Raw genomic sequence first — 17,327 nt, 5'->3', positions numbered from 1 at the left:
GGCGTTTGATATAGAGGCTCCGTTCGAGCGGCGCGGGAACGATCGCACGTACCATCGTCACACTGCGATTACGGAGTGCGTCCGATGAGTTGGCAAAGCAAGTTCGCCTGCTGGCTGCTGCGCCGGCAGTTCCGTCCCGAGACCACGCGCGAGGTGCTCGATCCGGCCCGCGCACGGCGCTTTACGGACCTGCGGATGGTCGTGCCGCACCGCGCGCCGTCGGGCTACCGGCTGCACCAGTGCTACGGCGCGGGCGACGCGCCGTTGCGCGGCGAATGGCTCGAACGCACCGACGCGGGCGCGGGTCGCGGGCCCGGCCGCACGCTGCTGTATTTCCACGGCGGCGGCTATTACTTCTGTTCGACGAAGACCCACCGGCCGCTCGTGTTCGGCCTGACGAAGCGCGCAGGCGTGCGCTCGTTCTCGCTCGACTACCGGCTTGCACCCGAAAACCGCTTCCCGGCCGCGCTCGACGATGCGCTGGCCGCGTACCGGCAACTGCTGGCGCTCGGCACGCCGCCCGAGTCGATCGTGCTCGGCGGCGATTCGGCGGGCGGCGGCCTCGCGCTCGCGACGCTCGTCGCGCTGCGTGACCGCGGCGAGCCGCTGCCGGCCGGCGCGATCCTGTTCTCGCCGTGGACCGATCTCGCGGCCACCGGCGACACGCTGCGCACGAACGACGGCGCCGATCCGATGTTCGCCGGCGCGGCGCTGCCCAAGGCCGCGAAGCTGTACCTCGGCGACGCGCCGGCGACGAATCCGTACGCATCGCCGCTCTATGCGGATTTCGCTGGCCTGCCGCCGCTGTACATCCAGGTCGGCAGCACCGAGGTGCTGCTCGACGATTCGCGCCGCGTCGCCGACAAGGCGAAGGCGGCCGGCGTGCCGGTGGAGATCGAGGTGTGGCCGGACATGCCGCACGTGTGGCAGCTTTACACGCCGATGGTGCCGGAAGCGCGCGATGCGCTCGACCGCGCGGCCGCGTTCCTGCGCCGCGTCGCGGTCGAACGCGCGGTTCAGCGCGTCGGCGAGGCGTCGATCGCCTGATAGGCGGCCTTGACGGCCGTCGAGCCGTACTTGCGCTCGAGCCGGCGCACGGTGAAGTGGCCGTGCGCCATCTGCTGGAAGTGGTCGATGAACAGCGTGTTGACGGTCGCGCCGAGCACGGCGCCGATCGCCGGGATCGACTTCGCGGCCATCTGCTCGGTCACCTGCACCGAGAAGCGCGATGCCACCGTCTGCACCAGCTTGAACACGGCGGCCGAGCTGTGCGCGGCGATGCCTTTCGTCGTGATGTCCGACGACGCCTTCGAGATCGCCTGCGCGAGCGCGCCGCGCAGCACGAAATAGCCGAGATCGGCGTCCTCTTCCTGCTTGTCCGGGTTGCCGCCCATGCCGAGCACGGCCAGGCATTGCAACTGCGTATCGACCGACGTCAGGTCCTCGCCTTCGCTGCGCGCGATGTCGCACACCGAGCGGAAGATCAGCGTGGTCGTCACCGGCAGCTCGACCGGTAGCGCGAGAAAACCGAATGCGCCGCCCGCCGCGCCGGTCGTCGCGACCGCGAGCTTGTGCAGCAGGTTGCTCGGCTTGTCGGGCTCGGCGTCCGGCGCCGGCGGCTTGCCGAGCGTGCGCAGCGCAATGTTCAGGCACTTGCGCAGCGCGAGCTGCGTCGCATCGTTGATCTTGCCGGTCGCGAAATCGGGCAGCCGGGCGATCATCTTCTCGACCGGAGCGCCGAGCACGCCCGTCAGCTTCATCGTCAGCGACGGGCTTTCCAGCACCTGCTTCGCGCGCCGCAGCGCGTCCCGATCCTCCTGCGCCAGCGTCGTCGCGGGGGTGATTGAAATCGGTTCCATCATTCTCCTTGGCGGCCGGGGCCGGTTTGACCGTCGCCGGCCTAGATTACTCCGGCGTGCTAGAATTTTAAGATTGTTTGACTCGTCAAAAGTTGCATCAACAAAAAATGGCCGTCCATACTGCCGCCCACCATTCGAGCGGGCAAGTGTTGCCATTCCGCGAATCGCTGCTGGCGATGATCGGGATCTCGTTCGTCACGATGCTCGTCGCGCTCGACCAGACCGTCGTCGGCACCGCGCTGCCGACCATCGTCGCCGAGTTGAGGGGCTTCGACCTGTACGCGTGGGTCGCGACCTCGTATCTGCTCAGTTCCGTGATCACGGTGCCGATCTTCGGCCGCCTCGGCGACTATTACGGGCGCAAGCCGTTCGTGATCGTGTCGATCGTCGTGTTTACCGGCGCGTCCGTGCTGTGCGGGATGGCCAACGACATGCTGACCCTCGTCCTCGCGCGCGGGCTGCAGGGGATCGGCGGCGGGATGCTGGTCGGCACCGCGTTCGCATGCATTCCCGACCTGTTCCCCGATTCCGTCGTGCGGCTGCGCTGGCAGGTGCTGATGAGCTCCGCGTTCGGCATCGCGAACGCGGTCGGCCCGTCGCTCGGCGGCGTGCTGACCCAGTCGTTCGGCTGGCGCTCGGTGTTCTACGTGAACCTGCCGGTCGGCCTGCTGTCGCTGCTGTTCGTGTGGCGCTACCTGCCGCACCTGCGCCACGTCGAGCACGATCGCAAGATGCGGCTCGACTGGCCGGGCGCGCTGCTGATCGCGCTGTCGCTCGGCGCGCTGCAACTGTTCGTCGAATGGCTGCCGAAGTACGGCGTCGCGAGCTGGGCGTCGCTGCTGCTCGTCGTCGCGGTCGGGGCCGGCGTTGCGCTGTGGCACTGGGAGAAGCGCGCCGCGCAGCCGATTCTGCCGTTCGACATGTTCGGCAACCGCGCACTGTCGGCGCTGTTCGTGCTCGCGATCCTCGCCGGCTTCTCGATGTTCTCGCTGCTGTTCTACGCGCCGCTGCTGTTCCAGGGCGGCTTCGGGATGTCGCCGAAGGAGGCCGGGCTCGTGATCACGCCGCTCGTCGTGTTCATCACGATCGGCAGCATCATGAACGGCCGCGTCGTCACGCGCATCCGCAATCCGAACGCAATGCTGCACGTCGGCTTCGTGCTGTTCGCGATCGCGTGCGCGGGCATCGTCGTGTCGACGCACATGACGCCGCAATGGATGCTGATGGCGCTGATGGTCGCGGGCGGCATCGGCCTCGGCTTCGTGTTGCCGAACCTCACCGTGTTCGCGCAGCAGGCGGCCGGCCGCGAGCACCTCGGCATCGCGACGGCGCTGCTGCAGTCGCTGCGGATGGTCGGCGGGATGATCGGCACCGCGCTGACGGGCACGCTCGTCAACCAGATGTATTCGGGCGGCGTGCGCAATGCGCTGTCGGCCGACCATGCGATGCAGTGGCATGCGCAGCTCGCCGATCCGCAGATCCTGATCGACCGCGCAGCGCAGGGCGGTCTCGTCGCCGAGCTGACGCGTGCCGGGCATAATGGCGCGCTGCTGCTGGAAGCGGCCCGCGAATCGCTCGTCAGTGCGATTCACCTGGGCGTCGCGATGGCGGCCGTCGTCGCCGTGGTGTCGGTGTGGCAGTGCCGCCGCGTGCCGCCGATCACGCTGCGGCGCAAGATCGAGCCGCACGTCGCGGCCGATTGAACGAATCAACGATTCACCGGAAACGAAATCAGCGCATGGAAGAACAGGACCGCGTCGCGATATTGCAGCAATTCGGACGCACGTATCGCGCGTTCATGACCGCGTTCGAAGCGCACGTCGGGCAGCCGATGCCGCGCTGGCGCATCATGGTCGCGTTGCACACGATGGGCGGGCATTCGTCGCAGAAGAAGCTCGTCGAAGTGCTGCGCATCGATCCGGGCGCGCTCACGCGCCAGTTGAAGTCGCTCGACGCGCTCGGCTGGATCGAGCGCGAATCCGATGCACGCGACAACCGCGTGACCAACGTGACGCTGACGGACGACGGCCGCGCCGCGTTCGACGCGTGCCTGCCGCGCCGCAAGGTGTTTCTCGAACAGACGATGGCGCAGTTGCCGGACGACGTGCTGAATGCGCTGTCGGGCGCGCTGGCGATGCTGGAATCGCGGATCGCGGACGTCGGTTCGACGCCGGTCGCGCGCTGAAGCGCGGCGCGGGAACGCGCATGCGCGCCGCGGTCGGGGCCGATCGCGGCCGGCAGGCGGGCCCGATATCCCGCCGCTGCCGACCGGCACTTCAATTCATCTCAAATCACTTCACGTTCATAGCTCGATGCGCGTTCCCAGCAGCGCGAGGAACTGCGCGAGCCATGCCGGATGCGCGGGCCATGCGGGCGCGGTGACGAACGGCGCGTCGGTCACGGCCGCGTCGACCGGGATGTCCGCGTATTCGCCGCCCGCGAGCTTCACCTCGGGCGCGCAGGCCGGGTAGGCCGAGATGCGCTTGCCGCGGATCACGTCGGCGGCCGCGAGCAGTTGCGCCGCGTGGCAGATCGCGGCGATCGGCTTGCCGGCTTCGGCGAACTCGCGCACGAGCGAGATCACCTTCGGGTCGAGTCGCAGGTATTCGGGCGCGCGGCCGCCCGCGATCGCGAGCGCGTCGTAGCGCGATGCGTCGACGTCGTCGAACGCCGCGTTCAGCGTGAACTGGTGGCCGGGCTTCTCGGTGTAGGTCTGGTCGCCTTCGAAATCGTGGATCGCGGTCTTGATCTTGTCGCCCGCGCGCTTGCCCGGGCAGACTGCGTCGACGTGATGGCCGACGGCCTGCAGCGCCTGGAACGGCACCATCGTTTCGTAGTCTTCGGCGAAATCGCCGGTCAGGAACAGGATCTTCTTCGCGGCCATGGCTTTCTCCAGTGAAGCAGCGTTGAGGGCCCGTTCGCGCCGTGCGCGGCAGACGAGCGCAACGGCCTCGAGGGGCCCCGAGGACGAAAGCGCAGTGTACTCCGGCAGATTGAAGCGCGCGTGACGGCCGCCCCGCGCGAGCGGCGGGGCGGCGCGCGCAATGTGCGTCAGAAGAACGTCTCGACCACTTCCGTCACGCGGAACTGCGGATCGAGCACGAGCACCTGGCGCCACTTGTCGAACGTCAGGCACGGGTGCGAGATGTCGAACGCGACCATGTCGCCGACCTTCACGTCGGCGCCCGGCGGGATCTGCAGGTACGCGTGCTGGTCCATCATCCCGGTCACGGCCCAGCCTTCGGTGGCGGCGACGTCGCGCGGCGCGGTGTCGCGGCCCGGGCGGAAGTGGCGCGCCGGCTCGGGCAGGCCCGCGTCGAATGCCGCGTCGCGCTTGCCGAGCGCGACGATCGCGCGATCGGCTTCCGGCACCGACTGCACGTACGCCCACAGCTGCAGCGCGGGCAGCAGCCCTTCGCCCATCGTGCGTGCGATCGGGTTGCGCGCGAACACGTCGGTCTGCGCCTTCTTGTAGATGCCGACATCGTGCGTCAGGTAGCAGCCCGGACGCAGTACGACTTCAGCGAAGCCCGCGTTGGACGCCTTCGCGAATTCTTCCGCGACCACGTCGTACCACGCCGAACCGGCGCCGGACAGGATCGCCGGCGTACGCGCGAAGCGGCCCGCGTCGGCCAGCTCGCGCGTGAGCGCGACCGCGCCTTGCAGGAACGCGCGGATCTCGCCTTCCTCCTTCAGCACGCCTTCGTAGAGTTCGATGCCGGCCAGCTTCAGCGTGTCCGGATAGCGCGCGAGCGCGGCGAGCACCGCCTCGCGCTGCGCGGCATCGCGCACGCCCGCGCGGCCGCCCGGCACGCCGAGCTCGAGCAGCACGTTCAGCGATTTTTTCGCGTCGCCGAAGAAGCGGCCGAGCTGGTCGACGCTCTCGGCGGAATCGACGAGGCAGAAGAATTCGAAGTCGGGATCGGATAGCAGCCCGGCGATGATCGTCATGTTCTGGCGGCCGACGAGCTGGTTCGCGAGCAGCACGCGCCGCACGCCGCCGTGATACGCGGCCTGCGTCTGGTGCGCGGTCGCGAGCGTGATGCCCCATGCGCCGGCGTCGAGCTGGCGGCGGAACAGTTGCGGCGCCATCGTCGTCTTGCCGTGCGGCGCGAACTTGACGCCATACTGCCGGACGAACGCCTGCATCCAGTTCAGGTTGTGCTCGATGCGGTCCTCGTAAAGCACGGCGGCCGGCAGGCTGACGTCTTCCGCGAGCAGGTTCCACTCGAGCCGGCCCGCGTCGCCGAGCGGCACGCTGGCGCTCGGCAGGTTGCCGAGGCCCTTGCCGAAAGGATCGATCGTCGCTTCCTGATAGTTTGTAACTTTCATGTCATCCCGCTCCATCATCACTATGCATTGCACTGAAGTTGACATGCCGATGGTACAGAAAGTAGCATCGGCGCGGTGATGTTATTTAGTAACATCAAGCTTCGCACCCCTTTCCGCAGATGAATACGCCCGTCACCCCGTCCGCTCCGCTCGCGGCCGAGCCCCATCCGGCTCCGGCCGCCCCGCCGGTCCTCGACATCGTCGCGCGGATCGCCGAATGCGCGCCCGAACTTCGCGATGCCGAGCGCAAGGTCGCCACGTTCATCCTCGCCGATCTCGCGCGCGCCGCGCATGCGAGCATCGGCGCGCTCGCGCGCGACGCGGAGGTCAGCGTTGCGACGGTCACACGTTTCGCGAAGGCCGTCGGTTGCCGCGACGTGCGCGAACTGAAGGTGCTCGTCGCGCAGGCGGCGGCCGTCGGCCAGCGCTTTCTGGTGCCGTCCGACGGTGCGCCGGCCGACGACACAAGCCCCGCGTCGGTCGTCTACGACGAGATCCGCGTGGCGCTCGCGCACAACCACCAGCTGCTGCGCAACACGTCGTTCGACGCGGCGGCCGACCTGCTCGCCGGCACGAAGATGATCTACGTGTACGGGCAGGGCGGCGGCTCGACCGCGCTCGCCGACGAGTTGCGCTTCCGGCTCGTGCGCTTCGGCCGGCCGGTCGCGACCTACCAGGACAGTCTGCTGCAGCGGATGGTGTCCGCGACGCTGTCGCGTGACGCGGTCGTCGTCGCGCTGTCGGTGAGCGGGCGCGTGCCCGAGCTGCTCGAGAGCTGCCGGCTCGCGAAGCGCTACGGCGCGAAACTGATCGCGATCACCGCGCCGGCTTCGCCGCTCGCGAAGCTCGCCGACCACCTGATCCCGGTCGTCGCGTTCGAAACCGATTTCATTTACAAGCCGTCGACATCGCGCTACGCGATGATGATGGCGATCGACGTGCTCGTCACCGGAGTCGCGCTGCGGCTCGGCGATGCGGGCCGAGAATCGCTGCGCCGCATCAAGCATGCGCTCGATGCGCATCGCGGCGGCGGAGACCGTCAACCGGTAGGAGACTGACCATGCACTCGCATCCCGAAGCCGCCGATACGCTGATCGTCGGCGCGCAGCTGTACGACGGCACCGGCGCACCGCCCGTCACGCGCGACGTCGCGATCCGCAACGGCGTGATCGCGGCGATCGGCAACCTGTCGAACTGGCTCGCCGAAACCGTCGTCGATGCGGACGGCCGCGCACTCGCGCCGGGCTTCGTCGACGTGCACACGCACGACGACACGCACGTGATCCGCGCGCCGCAGATGCTGCCGAAGATCTCGCAGGGCGTGACGACCGTGATCGTCGGCAACTGCGGGATCAGCGCGTCGCCGGTGACGCTCGCGGGCGATCCGCCCGACCCGATGAACCTGCTCGGCGAGCGCGGCGCGTTCCAGTACCCGACCTTCGCCGCCTACGTTGCAGCCGTGAACGATGCGCGTCCGGCCGTGAACGTCGCGGCGCTCGTCGGCCACACGGCGCTGCGCAACAACCAGATGGACCGCCTCGACCGCGCGGCGACCGACGGCGAGATCGCCGCGATGCGCGCGCAGCTCGAGGAGGCGCTCGCGAACGGCGCGCTCGGCTTGTCGTCGGGCCTCGCGTACGGCTCCGCGTTCGCAGCACCGGCCGAGGAAGTGATGGCGCTCGCCGAGCCGCTCGCGAACGCGGGCGCGCTGTACACGACGCACATGCGCACCGAGTTCGACGCGATCCTCGACGCAATGGACGAGGCGTATCGCGTCGGCCGCCATGCGCAGGTGCCGGTCGTGATCTCGCACCTGAAGTGCGCGGGGCCGTCGAACTGGGGGCGCAGCACCGAAGTGCTCGCGTCGCTCGAAGGCGCGCGCCGCTACCAGCCGGTCGGCTGCGACTGCTATCCGTACAGCCGCAGCTCGTCGACGCTCGACCTGAAGCAGGTGACGGGCGACATCGACATCACGATCACGTGGTCGGAGCCGCACCCGGAAGTCGCGGGCAAGCTGCTGAAGGCGATCGCGGCCGACTGGGGCGTGACCGAGCAGGAAGCCGCGCAGCGGATCCGTCCGGCGGGCGCCGTGTACCACAACATGTCCGAGGACGACGTGCGGCGGATCCTGTCGCACCCCGCGACGATGGTCGGCTCGGACGGCCTGCCGAACGATCCGCTGCCGCACCCGCGGCTGTGGGGCGCGTTCCCGCGCGTGCTCGGCCATTACGTGCGCGACACGAACCTGCTGCCGCTCGAGGAGGCGATCCGCAAGATGACGTCGCTGTCCGCGCGCCGCTACGGGATCGCGCGGCGCGGCGAAGTGCATGTCGGCTACCACGCGGATCTCGTGCTGTTCGATCCGGCGCGCGTGATCGACGCCGCGACGTTCGAGAAGCCGCAGCAGCCCGCACACGGGATCGATGCGGTGTGGGTGAACGGCGTGCTGACCTACGAGAACGGCCAGCCGACCGGCGAGCGCGCCGGCGGTTTCGTCGCGCGCGGCGAGCGCGTGCCGGCGGGTGCAGAGGCTGCGTTCTGAGTCCGGACGCGGCTGATGTTCCGATCTTCCCGCGTGTGCCGCTGCCGGCGCGCGCATCCGCAACCGTGTGTTGCATGGGATCCGGGGCGGTGCTGAAGCGCCTGCCCGGGTCGACGAAACAAGGAGTGAAACGATGAAGCGATATGGCGTAGGCGAAGCGAAGGGTACCGGCGGCCAGGTGATGCCGTTTGCACGCGCGGTCGAGGCCGACGGCTGGCTGTACGTGTCGGGCCAGACGCCGATGGTGAACGGCGAGGTCGTCGAAGGCGGGATCGTCACGCAGTCGAAGCAGACGATCGAGAACGTGATCGCGATCCTGAAGGAAGCCGGCTACGGCCTCGAGCACGTCGTGCGCTGCGGCGTGTGGCTCGACGACGCGCGCGATTTCGCGTCGTTCAACAAGGTGTTCGTGTCGTACTTCGGCGAGCATCCGCCGGCACGCGCGTGCGTGCAGTCGAGCATGGTCATCGATTGCAAGGTCGAGGTCGACTGCATCGCGTACAAGGCGCCGGCGAAGTAACGCGGCCGCGCTTCCCCGCGCACAGGAAAACAGCCCGTTCGGCGCGAGCCGGACGGGCTGTTTCGTTTGGGCGATGGAGCTACGGCCTGCGGCGACCGCCTGACGCGGTCACTGCCGTGCAGTACGCGCGTTGTCCGGCATCGGCTGGTTGTAGTTCGTGCGGAACGGGTTGATGTCGAGCCCGCCGCGGCGCGTGTAACGCGCATACACCGCGAGCTTCACCGGTTTGCACGCATGCAGGATGTCGAGGAAGATCCGCTCGACGCACTGCTCGTGAAAGCCCGTGTGATTGCGGAACGAGATGATGTAGCGCAGCAGGCCGGCATGATCGATCTGCGGCCCGACGTAGTGGATCTGCACGCTGCCCCAGTCGGGCTGGCCGGTGACCGGGCAGTTCGAGCGCAGCAGGTCGGACACGAGCGTCTCCTCGACCGGCGCTTCATCCTCGGCGTCGGCGGCCGACAGCAGCGACGGATCGGGTTCGTACACGTCGGTGTCGAGATCGAGCCGGTCGAGCGACAGCCCGTCGAGCTCTTCCATCTCGAGCTTGCCGAAATCGTGCGCCGACACGAGCTGCACGGAGACGTTCGCGCCGCATGCGGCCGAGACGTCGCGCTTCAGCGTGTCGCGCACCGCGTCGATCGAGTCGAACTTCGACTGCGCGAACGAGCCGAGATACAGCTTGAACGACTTCGATTCGACGATGTTCGGCGATTCGGCCGGCACGTAGAAGGTCGCGACCGCGACCTGCGGCTTGCCGCGCGTGTTGAGCCACGACAGCTCGTACGCGTTCCAGATGTCGGTGCCGAAGAACGGCAGCGCCGACGTGATGCCGAGTTGCTCGCGCGCGCCGGCGCGCGGGATCGGGAACAGCAGCGACGCGTCGTACCGGGCTGCGTAGACGGTGGCCTTGCCGAGCGGGGAATGTTCGGGATTCATTGCGTGACGCCTTTACGACAGGAAGAGGCGGTAAGCCGGGTTGGCGCTCTCTTCGACATACGGATAGCCGAGTGCCGCGAGGAAGCCCTCGAACTCGGCGCGATCGGCCTGCGGCACCTGCAGCCCGACGAGGATCGAGCTGTAGTCCGCGCCCTGGTTGCGGTAGTGGAACAGGCTGATGTTCCAGTCCGGCGCCATCGACGACAGGAACTTCATCAGCGCGCCCGGGCGCTCCGGGAATTCGAAGCGGAACAGGCGCTCGTCGAGCGCGAGCGGCGAGCGGCCGCCGACCATGTAGCGGATATGTTCCTTCGACAGTTCGTCGTGCGTCAGGTCGACCGACTTGAAGCCGTGCGACTCGAAGTTCGCGGCGATCTCCGCCGATTCGCCGCGGCGGCGGATCTGCACGCCGACGAAGATGTGCGCGGACTGCGCATCGGCGATCCGGTAGTTGAACTCGGTGACGTTGCGGTCGCCGACGAGCGAGCAGAAGCGCTTGAAGCTGCCGCGCTCCTCGGGGATCGTGACCGCGAACACGGCTTCGCGCGCCTCGCCGACCTCCGCGCGCTCGGCGACGAAGCGCATCCGGTCGAAGTTCATGTTCGCGCCGGACGTGACCGCGACGAGCGTCTGGTTCTCGATGCCTTCGCGTTCCGCGTACAGCTTCGCGCCCGCGACCGCGAGCGCGCCGGACGGCTCGAGCACGCTGCGGGTATCCTGGAACACGTCCTTGATCGCCGCGCACAGTGCATCGGTGTCGACGGTCACGACGCCGTCCAGGTATTCGCGGCACAACCGGAAGGTTTCCTCGCCGACGAGCTTCACTGCGGTGCCGTCCGCGAACAGGCCGACCTCGGTCAGCTCGACGCGTTCACCGGCCTTCAGCGACTGCGCCATCGCGCACGAATCCTCGGCCTGCACGCCGATCACCTTGATCTCCGGGCGCACGGCCTTCACGTACGCGGCGACGCCGGACGCGAGACCGCCGCCGCCGATCGGCACGAAGATCGCGTGAATCGGGCCCTGGTGCTGGCGCAGGATCTCCATCGCGATGGTGCCCTGGCCGGCGATCACGTAAGGATCGTCGAACGGGTGGACGAACGTGAGGCCACGCTCTTCCTGCACCTTGACCGCATGCGCGTACGCGTCGCTGTACGACTCGCCGGCCTGGATCACCTCGACGCTCGGGCCGCCGTGCGCGCGCACCGCGTCCACTTTCACCTGCGGCGTCGTGATGGGCACGACGATCACCGCCTTGACGCCCATCCGGGCCGCCGAGAACGCGACGCCCTGCGCGTGGTTGCCGGCCGACGCGGTAATCACGCCGCGCGCGAGCGCGTCCGCCGGAATGTGCGCCATCTTGTTGTACGCGCCGCGCAGCTTGAACGAGAACACCGGCTGGTTGTCCTCGCGCTTCAGGTACACGGGGTTGTGCAGCCGGGCCGACAGGTTGCGGGCGGGTTCGAGTTCCGTCTCGATCGCGACGTCGTAGACGCGCGCGGTGAGGATTTTCTTCAGGTAATCGTGGGGTGCCATGGGCGCTCGCGTGCAGTGCGGAAGCAGACGGTAAAGGATCAATGATAGCGCCAAGGGTCCGCCCGCATGCAAGCGGCATGCCGGGCGCGCGGTCGCGGGGTAGCGCGGGCGGCACATTCGCGGCGCCGGGCGTCCCGCTTTTACCGGTTTAACCGCATGGTTACCGACCGGACGGACGGCGAATGATCGCACGAAACCGCGCGGAACCAGGCCTGGCGCGGCTTGCGGCGATAGCCCCACGACCTGTCCGGCGTGTCACGCATGGCCCGATCATGGGTTAGAATTCCGTTTTGAATCAAGGATCGGAAGATGCAGAGGCACCCTCGGATCGCCCCGTTGAAGCCGACGCCGCGCGCAGCCAGCCCCGCGGCGGAACGGCATGCGCGCCGCGCGCGATCGTGCTGATGGTTCCGAGTGCCGCCAGGCCCTGTCGCCGGCCAGGAGGGGCGAGTCAACGCCCGCTCCGGCCCCATGAAGGACAGCCGCGCGCCTGGTAACAGAACAGATTTCCCCAAGATTGCGCCCACGCGCTTGCCGACGCCCGTGCACGGGGTATCGGCCCTCCGAGTCGTCCGAACATGAACGCACCACAAGTTTTCGATCCGAATGGCGCGGCCGCCGCCGTCGCCGCCGACCCCGCGCCCCGGTTGCGCGAGATTCCCTACAACTACACGTCCTTCTCGGATCGCGAGATCGTGATCCGCCTGCTCGGCGAAGAGGCGTGGTCGGTGCTCGACGAACTGCGCGCCGAACGCCGTACGGGTCGCTCGGCGCGGATGCTGTACGAAGTGCTCGGTGACATCTGGGTCGTGCGCCGCAATCCGTACCTGCAGGACGACCTGCTCGACAACCCGAAGCGCCGCGCGCTGCTGATCGAGGCGCTGAACCACCGCCTGACCGAGATCGGCAAGCGCCGCAGCGCGGATCTCACCGCGCACCGCGACGACGCGGGCCGCGAGCGCGCGCTGCGCGTCGAGATGCTCGAAGCCGCCGCGCAGCGCGCGGTCAACGAGTTCGCCGACGAATTCGAGAAATTGGCCGACCTGCGCCGCCGTGCGACCAAGGCGCTCGGCCGCTGCACGCAGAAGGACAACATCCGCTTCGACGGGCTGTCGCGCGTGTCGCACGTCACCGACGCGACCGACTGGCGCGTCGAATACCCGTTCGTCGTGCTGACGCCCGACACCGAAGCCGAGATCGCGGCACTGATCAAGGCCTGCTTCGAGCTCGGCCTGACCGTGATCCCGCGCGGCGGCGGCACCGGCTACACGGGCGGCGCGGTGCCGCTCACGCCGTTCGCCGCGGTGATCAACACCGAGAAGCTCGAACAGCTCGGCGCGGTCGAACTGACCGAGTTGCCGGGCGTCGCGCACAAGGTGCCGACGATCTTCTCCGGCGCGGGCGTCGTCACGCGCCGCGTGACCGAGGCGGCCGAGGCGGCCGGCTACGTGTTCGCGGTCGATCCGACGTCGCTCGACGCATCGTGCATCGGCGGCAACGTCGCGATGAACGCGGGCGGCAAGAAGGCCGTGCTGTGGGGCACCGCGCTCGACAACCTGGCCTGGTGGCGGATGGTCGACCCGGACGGCAACTGGCTCGAAGTCACGCGCCACGAGCACAACCAGGGCAAGATCCACGACATCGCGGTCGCGCGTTTCGAGCTGAAGTGGTTCGACGGCGCATACGCGCCGGGCGAGAAGCTGCTGCGCACCGAGATGCTCGAGATCGAAGGCCGCCGGTTCCGCAAGGAAGGGCTCGGCAAGGACGTGACCGACAAGTTCCTCGCCGGCCTGCCGGGCGTGCAGAAGGAAGGCTGCGACGGGCTCATCACGTCCGCGCGCTGGGTGCTGCACAAGATGCCCGCGCACACGCGCACCGTCTGCCTCGAATTCTTCGGCCAGGCGCGCGAGGCGATCCCGAGCATCGTCGAGATCAAGGACTACCTGTTCGAAACGTCGAAGCAGGGCGGCGCGATCCTCGCGGGCCTCGAGCACCTCGACGAGCGCTACCTGCGCGCGGTCGGCTACGCGACCAAGAGCAAGCGCAATTCATTCCCGAAGATGGTGCTGATCGGCGACATCGTCGGCGACGATGCCGACGCCGTGGCGCACGCGACGTCCGAAGTGATCCGGATGGCGAACGGCAAGAGCGGCGAAGGCTTCGTCGCGGTCAGCGCGGAGGCGCGCAAGCGCTTCTGGCTCGACCGCAGCCGCACGGCCGCGATCGCGAAGCACACGAACGCGTTCAAGATCAACGAGGACGTCGTCATCCCGCTGAACCGGATGGGCGAGTACACCGACGGCATCGAGCGAATCAACATCGAGCTGTCGCTGAAGAACAAGCTGCAGCTCGTCGACGCGCTCGAAGCGTTCTTCCGCGGCGGCAACCTGCCGCTCGGCAAGACCGACGACGCGAGCGAGATCCCGAGCGCCGAGCTGCTCGAAGACCGTGTCCAGCAGGCGCTGGAGCTGCTCAAGCGCGTGCGCGCGCGCTGGGAATTCGTGCGCGACCGGCTCGACCAGCCGTTGCGCGAGGCGCAGCACTACCTCGTGCAACTCGGCTACGAGGCGCTGGCCGAGAAGTTCGCGGATCGCGCGGACGAGCAGCCGGGCGCGACCGTGTTCCACATCACGCAGGACCGCACGGTGCGCATCTCGTGGAAGCAGGAGATCCGCGCGGAACTGCGCGCGATCTTCAACGGCGGCGCGTTCAAGCAGATCCTCGACGAGGCGCAGGCGATCCACAAGCAGGTGCTGCGCGGCCGCGTGTTCGTCGCGCTGCACATGCACGCGGGCGACGGCAACGTCCACACCAACCTGCCGGTCAACTCCGACAACTACGAGATGCTGCAGGATGCGCACGCGGCGGTTGCGCGCATCATGAAGCTCGCGCGCTCGCTCGACGGCGTGATCTCCGGCGAGCACGGGATCGGCATCACGAAGCTCGAGTTCCTGACCGACGACGAGATCGCCGAATTCCGCGCGTACAAGCAGCGCGTCGACCCGAACGGCCGCTTCAACAAGGGCAAGCTGCTCGACGGCGCGGATCTTCGCAACGCGTACACGCCGAGCTTCGGGCTGATGGGGTACGAGTCGCTGATCATGCAGCAGTCCGACATCGGCGCGATCGCCGATTCGGTGAAGGACTGCCTGCGCTGCGGCAAGTGCAAGCCGGTGTGCGCGACGCACGTGCCGCGTGCGAACCTGCTGTACAGCCCGCGCAACAAGATCCTCGCGACGTCGCTGCTGGTCGAGGCGTTCCTGTACGAGGAACAGACGCGCCGCGGCGTGTCGATCAAGCACTGGGACGAGTTCAACGACGTGGCCGACCACTGCACGGTGTGCCACAAGTGCGCGACGCCGTGCCCGGTGAAGATCGACTTCGGCGACGTCACGATGAACATGCGCAACCTGTTGCGCAAGATGGGCAAGAAGAAGTTCAACGCCGGCAATGCGGCGGGCATGTTCTTCCTGAACGCGACCAACCCGCAGACGATCAACATCGCGCGCAGCGTGATGATGGGCGCCGGCTACAAGGTGCAGCGCTTCGCGAACGACATGCTGAAGAAGGTTGTGACGAAGCAGACGCAGCACCCGCCCGCGACCACCGGCAAGCCGCCCGTCGTCGAGCAGGTGATCCACTTCGTCAACAAGAAGATGCCGGGCAACCTGCCGAAGAAGACGGCGCGCGCGCTGCTCGACATCGAGGACAACAAGATCGTGCCGATCATCCGCAACCCGAAGTCGACGACCGTCGATTCGGAAGCGGTGTTCTACTTCCCGGGCTGCGGCTCCGAGCGCCTGTTCTCGCAGGTCGGTCTGGCGACGCAGGCGATGCTGTGGGAAGCCGGCGTGCAGACCGTGCTGCCGCCCGGCTACCTGTGCTGCGGTTATCCTCAGCGCGGCTCCGGCCAGTACGACAAGGCCGAGAAGATCGTCACCGACAACCGCGTGCTGTTCCACCGCGTCGCGAACACGCTGAACTACCTCGACATCAAGACGGTGGTCGTGTCGTGCGGCACCTGCTACGACCAGCTCGCCGGCTACGAATTCGACAAGATCTTCCCTGGCTGCCGGATCATCGACATCCACGAGTTCCTGCTCGAGAAGGGGATGAAGCTCGACGGCGTGACGGGCACGCGCTACATGTATCACGACCCGTGCCACACGCCGATCAAGACGATGGACCCGGTGAAGCTCGTCAACGAGCTGATGGGCACGGAGAAGGACGGCTACAAGATCGAGAAGAACGACCGTTGCTGCGGCGAATCGGGCACGCTCGCGGTCACGCGCCCGGACGTGTCGACGCAGGTCCGCTTCCGCAAGGAGGAGGAGATCCGCAAGGGGGCTGCGAAGCTGCGCAGCATCCCGGTCGTGGCCGGCGATGCGAGCGCACCGGCGCCGGCCGCAGCGGCCGCGAACGGTCCGGACGTGAAGATCCTGACGAGCTGCCCGTCGTGCCTGCAGGGCCTGTCGCGCTACAACGAGGATGCGAACATCGAGGCCGACTACATCGTGGTCGAGATCGCGCGCCAGGTGCTCGGCGAGAACTGGATGGCCGATTATGTCGCACGTGCGAACCATGGCGGGATCGAGCGCGTGCTGGTCTAATGCGGGCATGACGATCGCCCGACCGGGCTAGGGATGAGCGGGCGCCGGCGCTGATGCGCGGGCGCCCGTCCACATGGGAGCGACGATGGAATGCGTGTTTTGCCGTGAAGACGGCGGCGAGCTGCTCTGGCGGGACGACGCGCTGCGCGTCGTGCTGGCGACGGGCGAGCACGACTACCCGGGCTTCTGCCGGGTGATCTGGGGCGCGCACGTGGCCGAGTTCTCCGATCTCGGCGAGCCCGAGCGGGCCCACCTGATGCGCGTGGTCTATGCGGTCGAGCGGGCGGTGCGCCGCGTGATGCAGCCGAACAAGGTGAATCTCGCGAGCCTCGGCAACATGGTGCCGCACGTGCACTGGCACGTGATCCCGCGCTTCTCGAACGACGCCCATTTCCCGCAGCCCGTGTGGGCGCCGCGCCAGCGCGGCGTGTCCGAGGCGCTGCTGCGCACGCGCGCCGCGCAGGCCTCGCTGCTGCACAATGCGGTGCGCGAGGAAATTCAACGAACGACCGATTCGAGGCAGCCATGAGCGGTTTGACTTCCACGACGCCGATTCCGTCCGGCGTCGTCGTGCACGCGGTGTCGCGCGTGCTCGAATTGCAGTACCCGAACGGCGACAGCTACCGGATTCCGTTCGAGCTGATGCGCGTCTATTCGCCGTCGGCCGAGGTGCGCGGCCACGGGCCCGGCCAGGAGACGCTGCAGACTGGCAAGCGCGAGGTGACGATCACCGCGCTCGAAGGCGTCGGCAACTATGCGCTGCAGCCGACGTTCTCCGACGGCCATTCGACCGGCATCTACTCGTGGGACCTGCTGTACGAACTGGCGACGCAGCAGGACGCGCTGTGGCGCGACTATTTCGACAAACTGAAGGCGGCGGGCGCCGATCGCGACGCCCCGATGCAGGCGGCCGCGGCGCCGCATGGCCACTGCCACTGAAATCGACGGCGCCCGCTCGGCGCCGTCTTGCCATTTACTGAGGATCAACG

Annotated in this window: 14 protein-coding genes; 9 read left to right on the top strand and 5 right to left on the bottom strand. The window is 68.0% G+C overall.

Annotated elements, in window-relative coordinates:
• Positions 1 to 84 precede the first annotated feature (84 nt).
• The gene (locus LXM88_RS19855; protein ID WP_262536435.1) at positions 85 to 1,047 is read left to right on the top strand and encodes an alpha/beta hydrolase; all 963 of its coding nucleotides are present in this window, start codon (positions 85 to 87) and stop codon (positions 1,045 to 1,047) included.
• On the opposite strand, the gene LXM88_RS19850 is transcribed toward LXM88_RS19855, so the two are convergent.
• Entirely contained in the window at positions 1,017 to 1,859 is an 843-nt protein-coding gene (locus LXM88_RS19850; protein ID WP_262536433.1) for an EcsC family protein, read from the bottom strand. The two genes, LXM88_RS19855 and LXM88_RS19850, sit on opposite strands and share 31 nt — an antisense overlap.
• A 107-nt stretch (positions 1,860 to 1,966) precedes the next feature.
• On the opposite strand from LXM88_RS19850, the gene LXM88_RS19845 reads away from it, so the two are divergent.
• Both LXM88_RS19845 and LXM88_RS19840 read left to right on the top strand, forming a co-directional pair.
• A complete protein-coding gene (locus LXM88_RS19845; RefSeq protein WP_262536432.1) occupies positions 1,967 to 3,562 on the top strand; it encodes an MDR family MFS transporter in 1,596 nt (531 codons plus the stop codon).
• A gap of 35 nt (positions 3,563 to 3,597) precedes the next feature.
• Entirely contained in the window at positions 3,598 to 4,044 is a 447-nt protein-coding gene (locus LXM88_RS19840; RefSeq protein ID WP_262536431.1) for a MarR family winged helix-turn-helix transcriptional regulator, read from the top strand.
• A 117-nt stretch (positions 4,045 to 4,161) separates the two neighbouring features.
• Here LXM88_RS19840 and LXM88_RS19835 read toward each other — a convergent pair whose 3' ends face one another.
• Complete coding sequence (locus LXM88_RS19835; protein WP_021161332.1) at positions 4,162 to 4,743, bottom strand: DJ-1/PfpI family protein; 582 nt, start codon at positions 4,741 to 4,743, stop codon at positions 4,162 to 4,164.
• 167 nt (positions 4,744 to 4,910) lie between these two features.
• The gene (locus LXM88_RS19830; protein ID WP_262536424.1) at positions 4,911 to 6,191 is read right to left on the bottom strand and encodes an amino acid deaminase; all 1,281 of its coding nucleotides are present in this window, start codon (positions 6,189 to 6,191) and stop codon (positions 4,911 to 4,913) included.
• 119 nt (positions 6,192 to 6,310) lie between these two features.
• Between LXM88_RS19830 and LXM88_RS19825 the strand changes: the two genes are divergently transcribed.
• The 3 genes from LXM88_RS19825 (at position 6,311) to LXM88_RS19815 (ending at position 9,253) form a co-directional block, all read left to right on the top strand.
• Complete coding sequence (locus tag LXM88_RS19825; protein ID WP_262536422.1) at positions 6,311 to 7,249, top strand: MurR/RpiR family transcriptional regulator; 939 nt, start codon at positions 6,311 to 6,313, stop codon at positions 7,247 to 7,249.
• A 2-nt stretch (positions 7,250 to 7,251) separates the two neighbouring features.
• A complete protein-coding gene (locus LXM88_RS19820) occupies positions 7,252 to 8,733 on the top strand; it encodes an N-acyl-D-amino-acid deacylase family protein (protein ID WP_262536420.1) in 1,482 nt (493 codons plus the stop codon).
• 133 nt (positions 8,734 to 8,866) lie between these two features.
• A complete protein-coding gene (locus LXM88_RS19815) occupies positions 8,867 to 9,253 on the top strand; it encodes a RidA family protein (RefSeq protein WP_006751946.1) in 387 nt (128 codons plus the stop codon).
• Positions 9,254 to 9,361: 108 nt separating this feature from the next.
• On the opposite strand, the gene queF is transcribed toward LXM88_RS19815, so the two are convergent.
• Together queF and ilvA are read right to left on the bottom strand one after the other, a co-directional pair.
• Entirely contained in the window at positions 9,362 to 10,192 is an 831-nt protein-coding gene (gene queF / locus LXM88_RS19810) for an NADPH-dependent 7-cyano-7-deazaguanine reductase QueF (protein WP_262536401.1), read from the bottom strand.
• A 12-nt stretch (positions 10,193 to 10,204) separates the two neighbouring features.
• Positions 10,205 to 11,728: a threonine ammonia-lyase, biosynthetic gene (gene ilvA / locus LXM88_RS19805; protein ID WP_262536400.1), complete on the bottom strand. Its 1,524-nt coding sequence runs from the start codon at positions 11,726 to 11,728 to the stop codon at positions 10,205 to 10,207.
• Between the two features lie 578 nt (positions 11,729 to 12,306).
• Between ilvA and LXM88_RS19800 the strand changes: the two genes are divergently transcribed.
• The 3 genes from LXM88_RS19800 (at position 12,307) to LXM88_RS19790 (ending at position 17,277) form a co-directional block, all read left to right on the top strand.
• The gene (locus LXM88_RS19800) at positions 12,307 to 16,338 is read left to right on the top strand and encodes a DUF3683 domain-containing protein (protein ID WP_262536399.1); all 4,032 of its coding nucleotides are present in this window, start codon (positions 12,307 to 12,309) and stop codon (positions 16,336 to 16,338) included.
• A gap of 85 nt (positions 16,339 to 16,423) precedes the next feature.
• A complete protein-coding gene (locus LXM88_RS19795) occupies positions 16,424 to 16,867 on the top strand; it encodes an HIT family protein (protein WP_034179010.1) in 444 nt (147 codons plus the stop codon).
• Positions 16,864 to 17,277: a gamma-butyrobetaine hydroxylase-like domain-containing protein gene (locus LXM88_RS19790; RefSeq protein WP_034179009.1), complete on the top strand. Its 414-nt coding sequence runs from the start codon at positions 16,864 to 16,866 to the stop codon at positions 17,275 to 17,277. The genes LXM88_RS19795 and LXM88_RS19790 overlap by 4 nt, the downstream gene beginning before the upstream one ends.
• Positions 17,278 to 17,327 lie beyond the last annotated feature (50 nt).

Source organism: Burkholderia sp. S-53 (genome assembly GCF_025560745.1).
In the GTDB taxonomy this organism is placed as follows: Bacteria; Pseudomonadota; Gammaproteobacteria; order Burkholderiales; family Burkholderiaceae; genus Burkholderia; species Burkholderia pyrrocinia.
The sequence above is the reverse complement of the archived record's forward strand: the minus strand, read 5'-3'. Positions and strand labels throughout refer to the sequence as shown.

Coding starts and splice junctions, on each gene's coding strand:
- LXM88_RS19855 (WP_262536435.1), top strand. CDS start 85: ATGAGTTGGCAAAGCAAGTTCGCCTGCTGGCTGCTGCGCCGGCAGTTC.
- LXM88_RS19850 (WP_262536433.1), bottom strand. CDS start 1,859: ATGGAACCGATTTCAATCACCCCCGCGACGACGCTGGCGCAGGAGGAT.
- LXM88_RS19845 (WP_262536432.1), top strand. CDS start 1,967: ATGGCCGTCCATACTGCCGCCCACCATTCGAGCGGGCAAGTGTTGCCA.
- LXM88_RS19840 (WP_262536431.1), top strand. CDS start 3,598: ATGGAAGAACAGGACCGCGTCGCGATATTGCAGCAATTCGGACGCACG.
- LXM88_RS19835 (WP_021161332.1), bottom strand. CDS start 4,743: ATGGCCGCGAAGAAGATCCTGTTCCTGACCGGCGATTTCGCCGAAGAC.
- LXM88_RS19830 (WP_262536424.1), bottom strand. CDS start 6,191: ATGAAAGTTACAAACTATCAGGAAGCGACGATCGATCCTTTCGGCAAG.
- LXM88_RS19825 (WP_262536422.1), top strand. CDS start 6,311: ATGAATACGCCCGTCACCCCGTCCGCTCCGCTCGCGGCCGAGCCCCAT.
- LXM88_RS19820 (WP_262536420.1), top strand. CDS start 7,252: ATGCACTCGCATCCCGAAGCCGCCGATACGCTGATCGTCGGCGCGCAG.
- LXM88_RS19815 (WP_006751946.1), top strand. CDS start 8,867: ATGAAGCGATATGGCGTAGGCGAAGCGAAGGGTACCGGCGGCCAGGTG.
- queF (WP_262536401.1), bottom strand. CDS start 10,192: ATGAATCCCGAACATTCCCCGCTCGGCAAGGCCACCGTCTACGCAGCC.
- ilvA (WP_262536400.1), bottom strand. CDS start 11,728: ATGGCACCCCACGATTACCTGAAGAAAATCCTCACCGCGCGCGTCTAC.
- LXM88_RS19800 (WP_262536399.1), top strand. CDS start 12,307: ATGAACGCACCACAAGTTTTCGATCCGAATGGCGCGGCCGCCGCCGTC.
- LXM88_RS19795 (WP_034179010.1), top strand. CDS start 16,424: ATGGAATGCGTGTTTTGCCGTGAAGACGGCGGCGAGCTGCTCTGGCGG.
- LXM88_RS19790 (WP_034179009.1), top strand. CDS start 16,864: ATGAGCGGTTTGACTTCCACGACGCCGATTCCGTCCGGCGTCGTCGTG.